We start from the raw sequence: 16,077 nt of genomic DNA on the forward strand, positions 1-16,077 counted from the left end.
GGGACATGAGGGACAGTACCTGTCCCTCATGTCCCTTTTGCTATATATTAAATACCTATTGGGTCTGATTTATCCCATTTCACAATTATACGAAATGTGAGAGGCTTTTTCCTTTTTAATTCATAGGCTGCTTCCGTTATAAAACCAACCTTTCGTTCTGTCCACTGTGCTAAAAAACCGCATTCCAATGTTAATGGTCGCGTTTTATCCATCAATGGGGCAATCAGTTCATAATGCTGCTCTGTTCCCTTTTCCTTGACTAAAGACAAAGTCCCCCAACTGGATTCCTCAAAAAAATGAACTAAGTCAGTTATATCCTCGTCGGTTAATTTTCTTGCCAGTGCTTTTCCTGCCCAATACAAGATCATTTCTTCTTCTTCTCCTAAGAGTTCCGGCAACAGTAAGTGGCGGAGGAGCTGAAAGCCATAGGTTGGAACAGTTGTATTCATCTCTTCTCCTACTAAATCAAACTTTTTCTTCATGTTTCCCATCAACATTCCTTCCCCCGTATCCGTGATCTCGAACGTTTGTTTACTCAATCCCTACTCATATTACCACATAAAGTTAAGTTAAGGAGAAAAAAAGCCAAATCTATTTTGATACTTTTATGGTAACTGACATCAACAAATGTTATACTAAACCCCGAAATAAACTGGAGGTATAATTTGGATGAAACTAGGAATGAGTAAACTCCTTAGTCCGTTTCGGATCATTGTAACTTCATATATAATTGCAATGTTTGTCTTTAGTGTTCTATTATATTTACCAATTTCCACTCAAGAAGGAGTAAGCGTTACTTATTCAGAGGCACTCTTTACCTCTGTCAGTGCTGTAAGTGTAACGGGACTGACTGTTGTTAATGTATCTGAAACATATAGTGGATGGGGGGTATTCTTTTTAGCCCTTGCCATTCAATTAGGCGGAATCGGTGTAATGACATTGGGGACATTTGTCTGGATGGTTTTTGGAAGAAAAATAAATTTGTCTCAAAGAATGTTAATTATGGTGGACCATAATCAGATTGCTTTTTCTGGGCTAGTAAGTCTAATGAGGGGTATTTTAGCTGTTGCCTTAGGGATAGAGATTATCGGAGCATTAATTTTAGGTACATATTATTTGAACTACTTCGAGACTGCAGCGGAAGCTTATTATCAAGGGGTGTTCGGAGCGCTATCGGCTTTCACAAATGCTGGATTTGATGTAACCGGTGCATCCCTCATCCCCTTTGTAGATGACTATTTTGTTCAAATGGTAAATATCCTGTTAATTTTTGCGGGAGCCATCGGATTTCCAGTTTTGATGGAATTGAAAGCGTATTTCACTTCAAAAGACAGGAGTTTCCGATTTAGTCTCTTTACCAAGATTGCTACAACTACTTATTTTATTGTATTTATCGTTGGGGTTATTGGATTATGGATTTTGGAAAAGAATGCTTTTTATGAGGGACTAGCTTGGCATCAACAGTTATTCTTCTCGCTATTTAACTCTGCCACAGCCAGGAGTGGGGGGTTAGCAACGATGGATGTTTCCAACTTAACATTAGCAAGCCTACTATTTTTGTCAGCACTAATGATTATTGGTGCCAGCCCATCTAGTGTGGGTGGTGGAATTCGTACCACGACTCTCGCTGTAATGTTTTTAACCATAAAAAGCTTTGCAATGGGGCGTAATGACGTAAAAGCATTTGGCAGGGAAATTCATCAAGAAGATAGGCAAAAGGCTTTTATTGTCTTATCGGTGTTCGTTGTAGGTCTTTTTCTGGCTATCATTCTCGTCAGTGCTTTTGAGCACAGTAGCGAATTGGAATTGATGGCCATCATTTTCGAAGTGAGTTCGGCTTTCGGAACATGCGGGTTATCCATGGGAATTACCCCAACACTTTCATTGCCCAGTCAAGTCACATTGATGGTCCTCATGTTGATAGGACGGGTTGGGTTAGTGGCATTCCTCTTCTCCATCCGTGGAAAAGAGAAGAAAACTAATTATAAATATCCTACGGAAAGAATTATAATCGGCTGATTGTTGTAAATATTGGTATTGTGAAAAAATAGTCTGAACTTTTGACATTTTTGTTGCTTATGATAATAATTATAAGTAAAGAGCACCTGGATCTATGGAGAAAGGTGCTCTACCACGTTTCCTGCCCTCATGCTATGATAAAAATCACAGCCTTTTCTGTTGGAAAATTATAAACATTGTGTTCTATTTAACATTTTTCTGTTAAAATATAAGGTGTATCCGCTTTCTTGACGATGGAGGGTATCGAGGGTAAAATGAAAATGTCACAGATTGTTCAAATATGTGCAAATTCTGTTATGATTAATACTTAAAATAGGATAATAGAATTTGAGAAAAAGGAGGCAAAATACCATACTCAGCAAGTATCACCATTTTCGAAAAAAATGATAAACAGGGGGAAAGTTTGATGTCCACGAATCGTGAATTTTTCTACCGCAAGCTGCATTCCTTGTTGGGCGTTATTCCATTAGGTGCTTTTTTAGTCGTTCACTTTATGATTAACTATCAGGCTGTAAATGGTCCTGAAGCCTACAATCAAGCAGCAGGTTTTATGGAAAAATTGCCATTTTTATTAGTTTTAGAGTTCGTCATGATCTATATTCCAATTCTTTTTCATGGTATTTATGGTTTATATATTGCTTTTCAAGCAAAGCATAACACCTCTACATATAGCTATTTCCGGAATTGGATGTTCCGCCTACAGCGTTGGACAGGTGTCATCACTATTATTTTTGTTGCTTGGCACGTGTGGGATACACGAATCGCTAAAGCGTTAGGTGCAGAAGTGAATTATGATATGGTAGCAAATATCGTTGCCAATCCTATTGCTCTCACCCTTTATATTATCTCAATCATCGCAGCATCGTTCCACTTAGCCAATGGTTTATGGTCCTTTGCAGTTACTTGGGGAATTACCGTATCTCCAAGATCACAAGTTATCGCAACGTACGTTACGATGGGAATTTTTCTTGCGATGTCATTTGTGGGAGTTCGAGCAATTTTAGCATTCGTGTAGCCAAAGAGAAGGAGTGTTTTAAATGAGCAAAGGTAAAATTATCGTTGTTGGCGGCGGTTTAGCTGGGTTGATGGCGACAATTAAAGCAGCTGAAGCAGGCGTTGCCGTTGATTTATTTTCAGTCGTTCCTGTAAAACGATCTCACTCTGTTTGTGCACAGGGTGGAATAAATGGTGCAATGAATACAATGGGAGAAGGGGACTCCACTTGGGAACACTTTGATGATTCTGTTTACGGTGGAGATTTCTTAGCGAACCAACCCCCTGTTAAAGCCATGTGTGATGCAGCACCTGGAATCATTCACTTAATGGATCGTATGGGAGTAATGTTTAATCGTACTGGTGAAGGAATCTTGGCACTACGCCGATTTGGAGGAACGCAACATCACCGTACAGCTTTCGCAGGTGCAACAACTGGTCAGCAATTATTATATGCACTAGATGAACAAGTACGTCGACACGAAGTGGCAGGTTTGGTGAAAAAGTATGAAGGTTGGGAATTTCTCCATGCCATTTTAGATGACGAAGGGGCCTGTAGAGGGATTACAGCTCAGGACTTAAATACCTCTGAAATTGAGGCTTTTAAAGCTGACGCTGTAATTATGGCTACTGGCGGCCCGGGAATAATATTTGGTAAATCTACAAACTCCATGATTAATACTGGGTATGCAGCTGCTGCAGTGTATAAACAAGGCGCTTATTATGCAAATGGAGAGTTCATTCAAATTCATCCTACGGCTATCCCTGGTGATGATAAACTTCGATTAATGAGTGAATCTGCCCGTGGGGAAGGTGGACGAGTTTGGACATATAAAGACGGAAAGCCGTGGTACTTCCTTGAGGAAAAATACCCTGCGTATGGGAACCTTGTACCCCGTGACATTGCTACAAGAGAAATCTTCCACGTCTGTGTTGACTTAAAGCTTGGAATTAATGGGGAAAACATGGTGTATTTAGACCTTTCTCATAAAGATCCAAAAGAGCTGGATATAAAGCTTGGCGGTATTATGGAAATCTATGAAAAATTCATGGGTGATGACCCTAGAAAAGTACCAATGAAAATATTCCCAGCAGTACACTATTCTATGGGTGGATTATGGGTGGATTTTGAGCAGCAAACAAACATTCCAGGATTATTTGCTGCAGGAGAGTGTGACTATTCTCAACACGGAGCAAACCGTTTAGGAGCTAACTCTCTTCTTTCTGCCATCTATGGAGGCATGGTTGCCGGACCGAAGGCTATTGAGTATATTCAAGGCCTTGATAAAACAGCAGAAGATGTTTCTTCTCAAGTATTTGATAATCAAGTAAAACAAGATCAAGAAGAGTTTGATTCCATCCTACAAATGAATGGTACAGAAAATGCATTTAAACTTCACCAAGAACTTGGTTCTTGGATGACGGATAATGTAACCGTGGTTCGTGACAATGCAAGACTTCTAAAAACAGATGAAAAACTTCAAGAGCTTTTGGAACGTTATAAGCAGATTAACATTGATGATACTTCTAAATGGAGTAATCAAAGTGCTGCATTCATCAGGCAGTTAGGCGGGATGATTGACTTGGCAAGAGTAATTACTCTTGGTGCTTATAACCGAAATGAAAGCCGTGGAGCTCATTATAAGCCAGAATTCCCTGAACGAAACGACGATGAATGGTTAAAGACAACAAAAGCGAAATACAATGGAGATACGAATGGACCTGATTTTGAATATGAAGATGTGGATGTTTCTTTAATCAAACCAAGGAAGCGTGACTACACTTCTAAAAAGAAGGCAGGTGAAAAGGCATGAGTGAGAAAACCATAACTCTTGAGATAAAACGGCAAACAGAACAAGGCGGAAAATCTCAATTTGAAACGTTTAAGATTCCTTACCGTGAAAATATGAATGTTATATCAGCTTTGATGGAGATACGCAGAAACCCAGTGGATGCAAATGGCAATGAAACTACTGCTGTTTCGTGGGAAGCGAGTTGTTTGGAAGAGGTCTGTGGAGCTTGCTCTATGGTTATTAATGGGAAGCCTCGTCAAGCCTGTTCAGCTCTGATTGATCAATTAGAACAACCTATTCGATTGGAACCTATGAATACTTTCCCAGTTGTTCGCGACCTAGTTGTTGACAGAAGACGTATGTTCGATTCGTTAAAACGGGTTAAAGCTTGGATTCCGATTGATGGAACATATGATTTAGGACCAGGTCCCCGTATGCCTGAACCGAAGCGTCAATGGGCTTATGAATTGTCCAAATGTATGACCTGTGGTGTTTGTTTACAAGCATGTCCGAATGTAAACAGTAAGTCTGAATTCATCGGACCAGCTGCCTTATCTCAAGTTCGCCTTTTTAATGCGCATCCAACAGGGGAAATGCATAAGGCTGAGAGACTAGAAACTATTATGGATGGAGATGGGGGCTTAACGAATTGTGGTAACTCTCAAAACTGTGTTCAAGCCTGTCCAAAGGGGATTCCACTAACCACCTCCATTGCAGCATTAAATCGAGATACAACATTGCAGGCATTTAAGAACTTCTTTGGAAGTGACCAAGTATAATATGGGAATGCTCAAAGGTAGTGATACCTTTGGGCAATCCCTTTCTTCACATCTTAAAACGAATGAATATTCATTCATTTAATTCGGAGGAGGATTTTTATGGCCTTACCTACTTACATAGATGATTTTGAAAGTTGGAAGAAGGAATTCCGAGTAAGTTACCCAGTTACAGTCAGATTCTCGGAAACAGATGCCTTTGGGCACTTAAATAATACCGTTGCTTTCATTTATTTTGAAAATAGCAGGACCAATTTTTTTAAAGAAAGTGGGTTAATGCAAGAATGGGTTTCCGGAAAAGGAGAACATATTCCAGTGACCGCCGATTTACAATGTGATTTTCTAAGACAGATCTATTTTGATGATAAACTGGATGTTTATATAAAGGTGACCCATATTGGGAGATCGTCTCTTGAATTACACTATATGGTAAATAATGAAAATGGAGAAACTTGCCTAGTTGGAAGAGGGAGAATCGTTCAAGTAAATCGGATGACAGGGAAATCCTCTCCTTGGAGTGATGAGGCAATAAATAAATTGAAAAAAGGGTTGTTTATTCAGGAGAAAATGCAGTGAGATAAAAAAATGGTTGAAAGACAAGTGAAATATCTCTTTTATTCAAAGTTTATTTAAGTTTATCTACTATTTTCAACTAAAAAGACGTAAAAATCCTCTCTTACCATGCCTTTCGATGTCACGGGCTTTCTCATTGCTACATAAGATAATGATGACTAAATACATGCTAATGCATTATAAGATGAAGCAGCCCATGCAAGAAAGGGTGAATCTATTGAAAGAACACGAGTTCCGTCCTAAGCCGCTTTTAACGAAGCGAGAACGAGAAGTTTTTGAACTACTCGTTCAAGACAAAACGACGAAAGAAATCGCAGCACAGCTTTTTATCAGTGAAAAAACGGTTCGTAATCATATTTCGAATACGATGCAAAAGCTGGGAGTAAAGGGGCGCTCTCAAGCGGTCATCGAATTGGTTCGATTAGGGGAACTGAAAATTTGATGGTAATCGGCTCCATTTTTGGAGCCGGTTTTACTAACAAACACTAATGGATAACTTGGGACTCTGTTCTCAGGTTTTTTTTTGGTTTTTTAGTAAACCTTATATTGACTAGATGTGGTAGGAATCGCTATGATGAAGTGGAAGATGAATGGGAGAAGGAAATGCCGTGAAAGAAACATATACGTTTGTAAAAGCTTTAAATAATAATGTCATCATTGCAGAATCGATTCTAGGACAAGAAGTTATTTTTATTGGAAAAGGAATTGGATTTGGAAAGAAAAAAGGAGATAAACTAACAGATCTTGCTTATGACAAGGTCTTTTCGCTAGTGAATCATGAGGAACAGGAGAAATACAAACGGCTCTTGAAGGAAAAGAAAAGCGAACATCTGTTAATTATACATGAAGTTATGGAGAAAATACGGAGTTTAATTGGGATTGACCTTGATGAACGGATTCACTTTGCCTTAGCTCAACATCTTGTTCTAGCATTAGAACGAACTAAACAAAAAACAGACATACATAATCCCTTTTTATGGGAGACGAAGTTACTCTATCAAGAATCCTTTCACGTTGCCGAAGAAGTTGTTTCTTTTTTACATCAAAAGACAGGAATTGAACTTCCAACTGCAGAAATCGGTTTTATAGCATTGCATATTCAAAGCGCTATCCACGGGAATGCTAACCTTCCCCATGATAGAACAGATATCGTTTTAAGGGTAATATCATATGTGGAGGAAAAGACAGGTAAAGATTTAAATAAAGATAGTATTCCATTCAAACGTTTCGCACAACACATTAAAGAAATGTTTGAACGAAGTATGACAGATGAGTTAGATGTTGAAGAAAAAGTAATAAAAATATTGAAGGAGGATAATCCTTCATGCTATAATATTGCTCGAAACATAGTAAAGATGATGGAAAAAGCGATTCAGCAAAGAATCTCAGATGTGGAGATTATATATATTTCAATTCATCTTCAACGTCTTTTAAAAGAATAGTACCCCAATTACGTGTAACTGATACGATCAGGCATGAGTAAAGAGGTGTATTTGAAGAGAGAGGATTTAAATTCTTTCTGTTATCAAATTCAACCTTTACTCATGCTTTTTTTATTTACCTAACTTGTCTTTTAAGTTTAAGCGTGAAGGGACAAGAAATTGGGTAATACTAAAAGTGGGAGTATGTCTTTCTTTAAAAGACAAGAGTATAAGTTTACTTATTTATGTCTAGCTCCAACGCATTTCTTATTTACCAAAAAGCAGAATAGTTTTTTTCTATCATCAAAAACTAAAAAAAATTGAAGGAGTGTTTTAAAATGGCAGAGAAAACGTACAAAATTACAGCAGACACAGGAATTCATGCACGTCCAGCGACACAACTTGTTAATAAAGCAGGACAATATGAATCTGAGATTACTCTTGAACATAGTGGTAAATCTGTAAATTTAAAATCGATTATGGGTGTAATGTCATTAGGAATTGCACAAGGTTCAGAAGTTACTATTAAAGCAGAAGGTCCGGATGCAGATGTAGCACTACAGGGAATTGATGAAGTAATGAAGGCAGGACTAGCTGAATAATGTCAAAAAAATTAACAGGAATCGGTGCTTCTGCTGGAATTGCGATAGCGAAAGGTTTTCGCTTAGAAAATCCGGATTTAACAGTAGAGAGAATGGTCATCGATAATGTGGACGCTGAAATAAATAAATTTAATAATGCTTTGGAAACTTCAAAAAAAGAACTAGAAGTGATTAAAGAGAGAACACTTAAGGAAATTGGTGAGGAGCATGCAGAAATATTTTCTGCTCATCTGCTTGTCTTGAGTGATCCGGAATTAGTAGATACCATTCGCCAAAAAGTGAATTCTGAAAAGGTGAATGCTGCCTATGCTTTGAGGGAAGTGGCAGATCAATTTATTGCTATCTTTGAGGGTATGGAAAATGAGTATATGAAAGAGCGTGCTTCTGATATTCGTGATGTCTCACAGAGAGTGTTAGCACACGTTCTAGGTAAATCTGTCGTTTCTTTAACTGAAATTAATGAAGAGGTTATTATCGTAGGGGAAGACTTAACTCCATCAGATACAGCTCAGTTAAATAAGGACTATGTCAAGGGCTTTGTGACGGACATAGGAGGGAGAACTTCTCACTCCGCCATTATGGCCAGATCATTGGAGATCCCTGCAGTAGTCGGAACAAAGACGATAACAGAAGAAGCTAAGCAAAATGACCTTATCATAGTTGATGGAATAGAAGGCAATGTAATTATTTCTCCAACAGACCAGGAGTTAGAGCAATATCGACGGAAGCAAGTAGAATATGAAGAACAAAAAATGGTTTGGGCTAAATTGGTTAATGAAAAAACATTAACTAAGGACGGACACCATGTGGAATTAGCTGCCAATATTGGTACTCCAAATGATATTGAAGGGGTACACAATAACGGTGCAGAGGGTGTTGGACTTTATCGGACAGAATTCCTTTATATGGGTAGAAATGAACTTCCTACGGAAGAAGAACAATTTGAGGCGTATAAAAAAGTTGTGGAATCGATGGAAGGAAAGCCAGTTGTTATTAGAACATTAGATATCGGTGGCGATAAAGAACTTCCCTACCTGGACTTACCGAAGGAAATGAATCCATTTTTAGGATTCCGTGCCATTCGCCTCTGTTTAGAAAAGCAAGAGATGTTCCGGACACAATTGCGCGCGTTATTACGTGCAAGTGCTTTCGGTAATTTGAAAATAATGTTCCCGATGATTGCCACATTAGAAGAGTTTCGCCAAGGGAAACAAATTCTTGAAGAAGAACGACAAACTCTTGAAAAAAATGGAGTTAAGGTAAACCGTGAGATGGAAATTGGAATCATGGTAGAAATACCTTCTACTGCAGTAATGGCACCACAATTTGCAAAAGAAGTTGATTTTTTCAGTATTGGGACAAATGATTTGATTCAATACACAATGGCAGCTGATAGAATGAATGAAAAAGTATCTTATTTATATCAGCCATATAACCCTGCGATTCTGAGATTAGTAAAAATGGTTATTGATGCATCCCATCAAGAAGGTAAATGGACAGGAATGTGTGGAGAAATGGCTGGTGATGAAATAGCCATTCCTTTATTATTGGGGTTAGGTCTAGATGAATTTAGTATGAGTGCAACTTCAGTCCTTCCTGCAAGAAGTCAGCTCGCATCGATTACAAAACAGGAAGCAGAAATTGTAGCAATGGAATCATTAAACAAGAATACAGCTGACGAAGTAAAAGAGTTAGTGCGTAGTAAATTCTTTTAAGACGTTTATTTATGAAACTCCAGTTTATTTCGACTGGAGTTTTCTTTTTTAAGAATTGCGAGACAATGCGCATGCACTTTTCTTAACTTGAATTTTATTGATACTTGAAATTATGGACAAAAACAAGGAAAATAGGATTAACAAGTGTTTCGATTAACGAAAGGAGGGTAAACTTATGGCTGAGAAAAAAAATGTAGTACAAATTGACCAAGTTGCACAAATAGAAAAATCTTTACGAATGATCGCGGACATCGTTAAACAAAAAGGGAGAGAGATATTGAACGAATTTCCCATAACCCCTCCGCAGTTCGTGGCACTTCAATGGTTACATGAATATGGTGATATGACGATTGGTGAATTATCATCGAAAATGTATCTAGCCTGCAGTACGACAACGGATTTAGTGGATCGTATGGAAAAAAATGAGTTGGTGGAAAGAGTTAAAGATTCAAATGACCGTCGAGTTGTTCGAATTCACCTATTAGATAAAGGGGCAACGATAATTCAAGAAGTGATTCATCAACGTCAAGTTTATTTACAGGGGATATTGGAGAACTTCTCTAAAGAAAATGTAGATTTCCTTGATAAGAGTTTGAGTTTTTTAAATGATGAAATGAAGCGAGATGCGAAAACCTGGAAATCATTCTAAAAGGAAAAGGAAGTATTTTTGTGGAGAGACCAATAGGGGTAATTGATTCAGGAGTTGGCGGACTTACCGTCGTTTCTGAATTAATTCGACAACTGCCAAAAGAAGAAATCATCTATATTGGAGACACTGCCCGATGTCCGTACGGACCTCGTCCAGAAATGGAAGTCCGAAAATTCACTTGGGAAATGATTGATTATCTTCTATTACATGAAATTAAAATGCTTGTTATTGCATGTAATACTGCAACTGCTGTTGTTCTGGAAGAGGCAAAAGAAAAATTATCGATTCCTGTCATTGGGGTTATACATCCAGGTACAATTGCAGCGTTAAAGGCAACGAAGAGTGATCATGTTGGTGTAATTGGGACGGAAGGCACGATAAATAGTGGTGCATATTATCGAGAATTAACCATGATTAATACCGATGTGAAAGTGGAAAGTTTAGCGTGTCCTCAGCTTGTTCCCCTAGTGGAGAGGGGAATGTTTTCTGGATCGGAAGCAGAGGCAATTATAAAACAATCTCTTGAACCAATCTTAAAAACGTCCATAGACAGTTTAATATTAGGATGTACTCATTATCCTCTTCTAGCCCCTGTAATTCAAAAGATAGCAGGGGAGAGTGTGGAAATAATCTGTTCTGGAGATGAGACCGCGAGGGAAGTCAGTGCTCTCTTGTATCACGCCAACTTACTTTATACTGGTGAGCGTCCTGACCCATCACATATTTTTTACTCAACAGGTTCACAGGATATGTTCCAGCAAATTGCAAGAGATTGGTTATCCATTAAGGATATTGATGTGAAAAGGATTAATCTCCAAGGCCAAAGAATTAGTAAGAAAAAATTTTATAACTAAACGAAATGCCAGGGTAGTCGCTATCATTCGACACTCTGGCTTTTTTATTACTTAAATCTCTTGGTCTAAATTTATCCAAGGCTCGTATATATGATAGTACAAACTGTCAAGGAGGGAATGAGATGCGTCGCCTAAATTTAAAATCAGGGTGGTGGCTTGTTGCTGCAGCCATTACACTAACTGCTTGTGGGTCCGATCCGGTGGATGAAGTATTAACCGAGGTGGATCCGCCACAAATAGACTATATTGAAGAAGGGGAAGATCTTGAAGTAACTGGTAACGAAAACACTGGAAACGATGGAGTCATCAGCCATACAGAAGATATGGATAATGATGGAGAAGCTGATGGTGCAATGGAAGAAAAGGGTGGAACGGTTGCGGAATCTGTTATGAGAGAGTTATATTTAATGGATCGAAATGGTCTGGTTGCTCCTCAAAGCTTGAATATCCCCCGTGGTGAAGATGAATTGGCACTAACAGTAGAATATTTAGTCCAAGGTGGACCAGTAACAGAAATGTTACCTAACGGTTTTCAAGCCGTGTTACCAGCTGGTACAGAAGTGTTAAATTCCACTGTGTCAGGGGGAATAGCTACCATTGATCTATCTGAGAACTTTGCGGAATATCATCCGAATCAAGAATTACAAGTACTTCAAGCATTAACTTGGACATTAACGCAACTCGATGGTGTGGATCGTGTTAAATTAATGATGAATGGTGAGGAATTGGAAATGATGCCACAAAACGGCACGCCAATTTCTTCCGGGTATACTCGAGCTCATGGAATAAACTTGGAAATGAATGATATGGCAGATCCGGTTGGAACAAAATCAATTGTAGTATACTTTTTATCACAAACGGATGAACAGACATATTATGTACCTGTAACACGTAGGGTTTCTGAATCTCAAGATATGTATGAGGCCGTGGTGAGTGAACTGTTAAAAGGTCCAGATATGATGATGACACAATTATTTTCCGACTTCAGACAAGAAGTTGAGTTAATTGATACTCCTGTGTTATCGGCAAATGGTACGTTAACATTGAATTTTAATGAGGCAATTCTAAGTCAGTTAGACGGCACTGCAGTTTCTCAAGATGTATTAAACATGTTAGTACTTTCTTTAACAGAGCAGTCAGATGTCCAAAATGTATCGTTACAGGTTGAATCGGAAGGAACAGTACTAGTAAGTACAGGAGAAACAATTACGGAGCCTGTATCTAGACCAAGTATGGTCAACACTGGGGAATATTAATTTTCTGTCATTTGAAATTCGTTTTATAAACAATTATTATTAAAGAGGTAGCGAAAAGGCTACCTCTTTTTTCCTGTTGACAAAGGCGAAAAAGAAGGAATTATAAATTCCAAACGTATATAGGCTTGATTAGTTAACTACTAGTTATTTTAACGGAAATGCAATCATTAATTAGCAGTCAATAATAGATTTTTTATCCATAAGGAGTGGTAGTATGAGACATGACGGAAGAGCAGTAAATGAAATGAGACCAGTAGAACTTATACCAAACTACATAAAACACCCTGAAGGTTCTGTATTGATATCTTTTGGTGATACAAAAGTCATCTGTTCCGCAAGTATTGAAGATCGGGTGCCCCCTTTTATGAGAGGGCAGGGAAAAGGCTGGATTACAGCGGAGTATTCCATGTTGCCAAGGGCAACAGAACAACGGAATATACGGGAATCCTCAAAAGGGAAACTTTCTGGACGGACGATGGAAATACAGCGTCTAATTGGGAGAGCACTTCGATCCGTAGTGGATTTAAATACAATTGGTGAACGGACAGTATGGATTGATTGTGATGTCATCCAAGCGGACGGGGGAACTAGAACGGCATCTGTAACGGGAGCCTTTGTAGCTATGACTATGGCATTTCATAAACTGATGGAACAAAAATCAATTTCAAAGTTTCCGGTTAAGAAGTATTTAGCAGCGGTTTCAGTTGGCATGGATGAAAAAGTGGGATCCATTCTTGATTTGGACTATGTGGAGGACTCGAAAGCAAATGTAGATATGAATATTATTATGACAGGCGATGGAGAATTTGTTGAACTACAAGGAACAGGGGAAGAGGCAACTTTTTCCTTTCAGCAACTCAATGAAATGCTGAAACTAGGTGAGAAAGGAATCCGGGAATTATTTTTAAAGCAGAAAGAAGTCTTAGGTCTAATTGCAGAAAAATTGGAAACACCTATTGAGAACTTGGTAACTCCTCCAACAAGTAGTGAGGTATCTGAATCGAAGGAGAAATAGTATATGAAGATAGATCGTGTTTTTATAGCAACTAAAAATAAGGGGAAGGTGGCAGAGTTTGCTGCCTTCTTTGAGGAAAAAGGGATCCATGTTAATTCCCTATTAGATATTGAGAAATCCATCAATGTGGTGGAAGATGGGAAAACATTTGAAGAGAATGCCATAAAAAAAGCAGAGACAGTAGGTAAAATGATAGGGGAGGCAGTTATTGCCGATGATTCCGGTTTAGAGGTTGACGCCCTTAATGGAAAACCAGGTATTTATTCTGCACGGTACGCAGGTCCAGACAAGGATGACAAAGCTAATAATATGAAGTTACTGAAGGAACTTCAGGAAGTTCCAGATCCTAATCGGACTGCACGGTTTGTTTGTGTTTTAGCTGTCTATATTCCTGGTAAAGGTACTCAGACTATAAGGGGTACTTGTGAAGGGGTAATCGCAAGAGAAATTCATGGAAGTCATGGTTTCGGGTATGACCCTGTATTTTACGTGCCTTCTATTGAAAAAACAATGGCGGAATTGGAAAAAAAAGAGAAAAATAAAATTAGTCACCGGGCAAATGCACTAATGGAATTGGCTGAAAAGTGGGATGATTTGGGTTGAAATAGAAAGGTACAAATTTGCTATTATGTTTGTGACTTCTTTTAAGACGAATGTGGGGCGATGGCTTTGAAGGCATTAATAATGAGTGATAGTCATGGTTGGACAACGGAGGTCCAACAACTCGTTAAACGCTATGAAAATGAAGTGGATGTGATCATACATTGTGGAGATTCTGAGTTAGATTATCATTCACTTGAATTGAAGAATATTATATTAGTAAGGGGAAATTGTGACTTTGGAAATGGTTTTCCTGAAGAAGTAGTGAAAGATGTGAAAGGTGTCCGATTCTATGTGACTCATGGTCATCTGCTAAATGTTAAAATGACAGAGATGAATCTAATTTATAAGGCAGAAGAAACAGGGGCCAATGTAGTCTGCTTTGGTCATACACATGTGCCAATCGCTTTGCAGGAGAAAAGAACCATCATTGTCAACCCAGGCAGTATGCGCCTCCCTAGGAGAGTTTCTGTGGGGACGTATGTGATACTTGAAGATGATGAAAATAAAATTGATGTTACTTTTTATTCTCTTGCTGGTGAAAAACAACAGGAACTAAGTAAAACTTTTTTTAAATAAATGTTGACATTGGATTGGGGATTGTATTATATTAATATATGTCGCTGATAAACAGTCCCCATGAAAATGAGCAAAAAAAGGTGACAAAAACTGCGCCAAGCAAGTGTATTAAGGCGAGTGGACGAGAACAGGAATAAAGTAAGATGACAATAAAAGTGATATATATTAAGCGGGTGTAGTTTAGTGGTAAAACCTCAGCCACGAGCAAAACATCTCTGGAATACTGCGAGTTGTCTCGACGGATACACTTCAAAGCGATGCTAGCAGAGGAAGAGACATGTCAAGGCGAGTGGACGAGAACAGGAATAAAGTAAGATGACAATAAAAGTGATATATATTAAGCGGGTGTAGTTTAGTGGTAAAACCTCAGCCTTCCAAGCTGATGATGTGAGTTCGATTCTCATCACCCGCTCCATTTATTTTTAAGTCCCAGTAGCTCAGCTGGATAGAGCAACGGCCTTCTAAGCCGTCGGTCGGGAGTTCGAATCTCTCCTGGGACGCCATTACATATAAATTAAACCCTCAATTATTGAGGGTTTTTTTGAGGGCAAGTATAAGTTTTTTATCATTGTCTAGCTCCAGCAACGAATCACAATAACAACTAAAATACTCCATGCCACTTTTCCTCTAGAGATTCGTTTCACTATGTTAGCTTATTGTACTTTTCCAATACCGTTTCCATATTGTAATCTTGCTTCCTTTAAAGCTAACTTTAAATTGTCCAAATCCATTTTTTCCCCATCAGAAACAGCTAGGAAATATACCTTCCATCCCCTTAGTTTATAGTAACATTTCACCAGAAGACCGGGTGCTTTTCCATCTTTTTTAGGGAGAATAGCTATTCGAAATGGAACTAGTGCCAGTGGAATAGTTTGAATACCACAGGCAACCCGACAACTTACATAATATCCTTGACTTGTAAAATAATCGTAAATTATTTTTTCCTCATCAGAAAGCAACTCACGTTCTTGGTTCCTGACAGTGGTTAAACTTGGTGAAGGAAGCTGCTTATTGATTATACTTAAATAGATCATACTAGTAATTAATAGTAGAAACAAAAAGAACTGTAGCACAAAACAACATTCCTTCCATAAACTAGATCAATGTCATGTAACTATTATTAATCATTAACAATTTATGCTTCACATAATACATAAATAAAAAAATAAACCAAATCTTTGAAATCTGGGCTAATGTATAAACAAGTTAGGAATATTCTATTTGTTTTTCAT

General features: G+C 38.3%; 17 protein-coding genes and 2 tRNA genes. 17 read left to right on the forward strand and 2 right to left on the reverse strand.

Going from position 1 to position 16,077, the window contains the following annotated elements; all coding sequences use genetic code 11:
• Nucleotides 1–47: 47 nt before the first annotated feature.
• On the reverse strand, nt 48–539 hold the full coding sequence (locus KS419_RS04280) for a DUF2507 domain-containing protein (RefSeq protein WP_217064845.1): 492 nt from the start codon (nt 537–539) through the stop codon (nt 48–50).
• Between the two features lie 130 nt (nt 540–669).
• Between KS419_RS04280 and KS419_RS04285 the strand changes: the two genes are divergently transcribed.
• From KS419_RS04285 to KS419_RS04365, 17 genes are all read left to right on the forward strand, one after another.
• Nucleotides 670–2,019, forward strand: coding sequence for a TrkH family potassium uptake protein (locus KS419_RS04285; RefSeq protein ID WP_217064846.1), 1,350 nt, complete (start codon nt 670–672; stop codon nt 2,017–2,019).
• A gap of 406 nt (nt 2,020–2,425) precedes the next feature.
• Nucleotides 2,426–3,034 carry a succinate dehydrogenase cytochrome b558 subunit gene (locus KS419_RS04290; RefSeq protein ID WP_217064847.1) on the forward strand — a complete coding sequence of 203 codons (609 nt, stop codon included), beginning with the start codon at nt 2,426–2,428 and terminating at the stop codon, nt 3,032–3,034.
• Between the two features lie 22 nt (nt 3,035–3,056).
• Nucleotides 3,057–4,826, forward strand: coding sequence for a succinate dehydrogenase flavoprotein subunit (sdhA, locus tag KS419_RS04295; protein ID WP_217064848.1), 1,770 nt, complete (start codon nt 3,057–3,059; stop codon nt 4,824–4,826).
• Nucleotides 4,823–5,584: a succinate dehydrogenase iron-sulfur subunit gene (sdhB, locus tag KS419_RS04300; protein WP_217064849.1), complete on the forward strand. Its 762-nt coding sequence runs from the start codon at nt 4,823–4,825 to the stop codon at nt 5,582–5,584. Before sdhA ends, sdhB begins: the two co-directional genes overlap by 4 nt.
• A 99-nt stretch (nt 5,585–5,683) precedes the next feature.
• Nucleotides 5,684–6,157 (forward strand): acyl-CoA thioesterase, encoded by a 474-nt coding sequence (locus KS419_RS04305; protein WP_217064850.1) that lies wholly within the window; start codon nt 5,684–5,686, stop codon nt 6,155–6,157.
• 214 nt (nt 6,158–6,371) lie between these two features.
• Nucleotides 6,372–6,596, forward strand: coding sequence for a helix-turn-helix domain-containing protein (locus KS419_RS04310; RefSeq protein WP_088076137.1), 225 nt, complete (start codon nt 6,372–6,374; stop codon nt 6,594–6,596).
• Nucleotides 6,597–6,744: 148 nt separating this feature from the next.
• Nucleotides 6,745–7,596, forward strand: coding sequence for a BglG family transcription antiterminator (locus KS419_RS04315; protein WP_217064851.1), 852 nt, complete (start codon nt 6,745–6,747; stop codon nt 7,594–7,596).
• A 317-nt stretch (nt 7,597–7,913) separates the two neighbouring features.
• On the forward strand, nt 7,914–8,177 hold the full coding sequence (locus KS419_RS04320) for a phosphocarrier protein HPr (RefSeq protein ID WP_217064852.1): 264 nt from the start codon (nt 7,914–7,916) through the stop codon (nt 8,175–8,177).
• Nucleotides 8,177–9,892 carry a phosphoenolpyruvate--protein phosphotransferase gene (ptsP, locus tag KS419_RS04325; protein WP_217064853.1) on the forward strand — a complete coding sequence of 572 codons (1,716 nt, stop codon included), beginning with the start codon at nt 8,177–8,179 and terminating at the stop codon, nt 9,890–9,892. Before KS419_RS04320 ends, ptsP begins: the two co-directional genes overlap by 1 nt.
• Before the next feature lie 175 nt (nt 9,893–10,067).
• Entirely contained in the window at nt 10,068–10,541 is a 474-nt protein-coding gene (locus KS419_RS04330; RefSeq protein ID WP_217064854.1) for a MarR family winged helix-turn-helix transcriptional regulator, read from the forward strand.
• A 20-nt stretch (nt 10,542–10,561) separates the two neighbouring features.
• Nucleotides 10,562–11,395, forward strand: coding sequence for a glutamate racemase (gene racE, locus KS419_RS04335; RefSeq protein WP_343215026.1), 834 nt, complete (start codon nt 10,562–10,564; stop codon nt 11,393–11,395).
• A 122-nt stretch (nt 11,396–11,517) separates the two neighbouring features.
• The gene (locus tag KS419_RS04340; RefSeq protein WP_217064855.1) at nt 11,518–12,651 is read left to right on the forward strand and encodes a GerMN domain-containing protein; all 1,134 of its coding nucleotides are present in this window, start codon (nt 11,518–11,520) and stop codon (nt 12,649–12,651) included.
• A gap of 214 nt (nt 12,652–12,865) precedes the next feature.
• Entirely contained in the window at nt 12,866–13,666 is an 801-nt protein-coding gene (gene rph / locus KS419_RS04345; RefSeq protein ID WP_217064856.1) for a ribonuclease PH, read from the forward strand.
• A 9-nt stretch (nt 13,667–13,675) separates the two neighbouring features.
• Nucleotides 13,676–14,269: an XTP/dITP diphosphatase gene (locus KS419_RS04350; RefSeq protein WP_217064916.1), complete on the forward strand. Its 594-nt coding sequence runs from the start codon at nt 13,676–13,678 to the stop codon at nt 14,267–14,269.
• 81 nt (nt 14,270–14,350) lie between these two features.
• Nucleotides 14,351–14,845, forward strand: a complete 495-nt coding sequence (locus KS419_RS04355; protein WP_246593653.1) for a metallophosphoesterase — start codon at nt 14,351–14,353, stop codon at nt 14,843–14,845.
• Between the two features lie 341 nt (nt 14,846–15,186).
• Nucleotides 15,187–15,260, forward strand: a tRNA-Gly gene (locus KS419_RS04360).
• 11 nt (nt 15,261–15,271) lie between these two features.
• Nucleotides 15,272–15,348 (forward strand) — tRNA-Arg (locus KS419_RS04365).
• A gap of 150 nt (nt 15,349–15,498) precedes the next feature.
• Here the strand turns inward: KS419_RS04365 and KS419_RS04370 are convergent.
• On the reverse strand, nt 15,499–15,918 hold the full coding sequence (locus KS419_RS04370) for a hypothetical protein (protein ID WP_217064858.1): 420 nt from the start codon (nt 15,916–15,918) through the stop codon (nt 15,499–15,501).
• Between the last annotated feature and the right edge of the window lie 159 nt (nt 15,919–16,077).

The organism is Evansella tamaricis, from assembly GCF_019042215.1.
Lineage (GTDB): Bacteria > Bacillota > Bacilli > Bacillales > Salisediminibacteriaceae > Evansella > Evansella tamaricis.

Coding starts and splice junctions, on each gene's coding strand:
- KS419_RS04285 (WP_217064846.1), top strand. CDS start 670: ATGAAACTAGGAATGAGTAAACTCCTTAGTCCGTTTCGGATCATTGTA.
- KS419_RS04290 (WP_217064847.1), top strand. CDS start 2,426: ATGTCCACGAATCGTGAATTTTTCTACCGCAAGCTGCATTCCTTGTTG.
- sdhA (WP_217064848.1), top strand. CDS start 3,057: ATGAGCAAAGGTAAAATTATCGTTGTTGGCGGCGGTTTAGCTGGGTTG.
- sdhB (WP_217064849.1), top strand. CDS start 4,823: ATGAGTGAGAAAACCATAACTCTTGAGATAAAACGGCAAACAGAACAA.
- KS419_RS04305 (WP_217064850.1), top strand. CDS start 5,684: ATGGCCTTACCTACTTACATAGATGATTTTGAAAGTTGGAAGAAGGAA.
- KS419_RS04315 (WP_217064851.1), top strand. CDS start 6,745: ATGGGAGAAGGAAATGCCGTGAAAGAAACATATACGTTTGTAAAAGCT.
- KS419_RS04320 (WP_217064852.1), top strand. CDS start 7,914: ATGGCAGAGAAAACGTACAAAATTACAGCAGACACAGGAATTCATGCA.
- ptsP (WP_217064853.1), top strand. CDS start 8,177: ATGTCAAAAAAATTAACAGGAATCGGTGCTTCTGCTGGAATTGCGATA.
- KS419_RS04330 (WP_217064854.1), top strand. CDS start 10,068: ATGGCTGAGAAAAAAAATGTAGTACAAATTGACCAAGTTGCACAAATA.
- KS419_RS04340 (WP_217064855.1), top strand. CDS start 11,518: ATGCGTCGCCTAAATTTAAAATCAGGGTGGTGGCTTGTTGCTGCAGCC.
- rph (WP_217064856.1), top strand. CDS start 12,866: ATGAGACATGACGGAAGAGCAGTAAATGAAATGAGACCAGTAGAACTT.
- KS419_RS04355 (WP_246593653.1), top strand. CDS start 14,351: ATGAGTGATAGTCATGGTTGGACAACGGAGGTCCAACAACTCGTTAAA.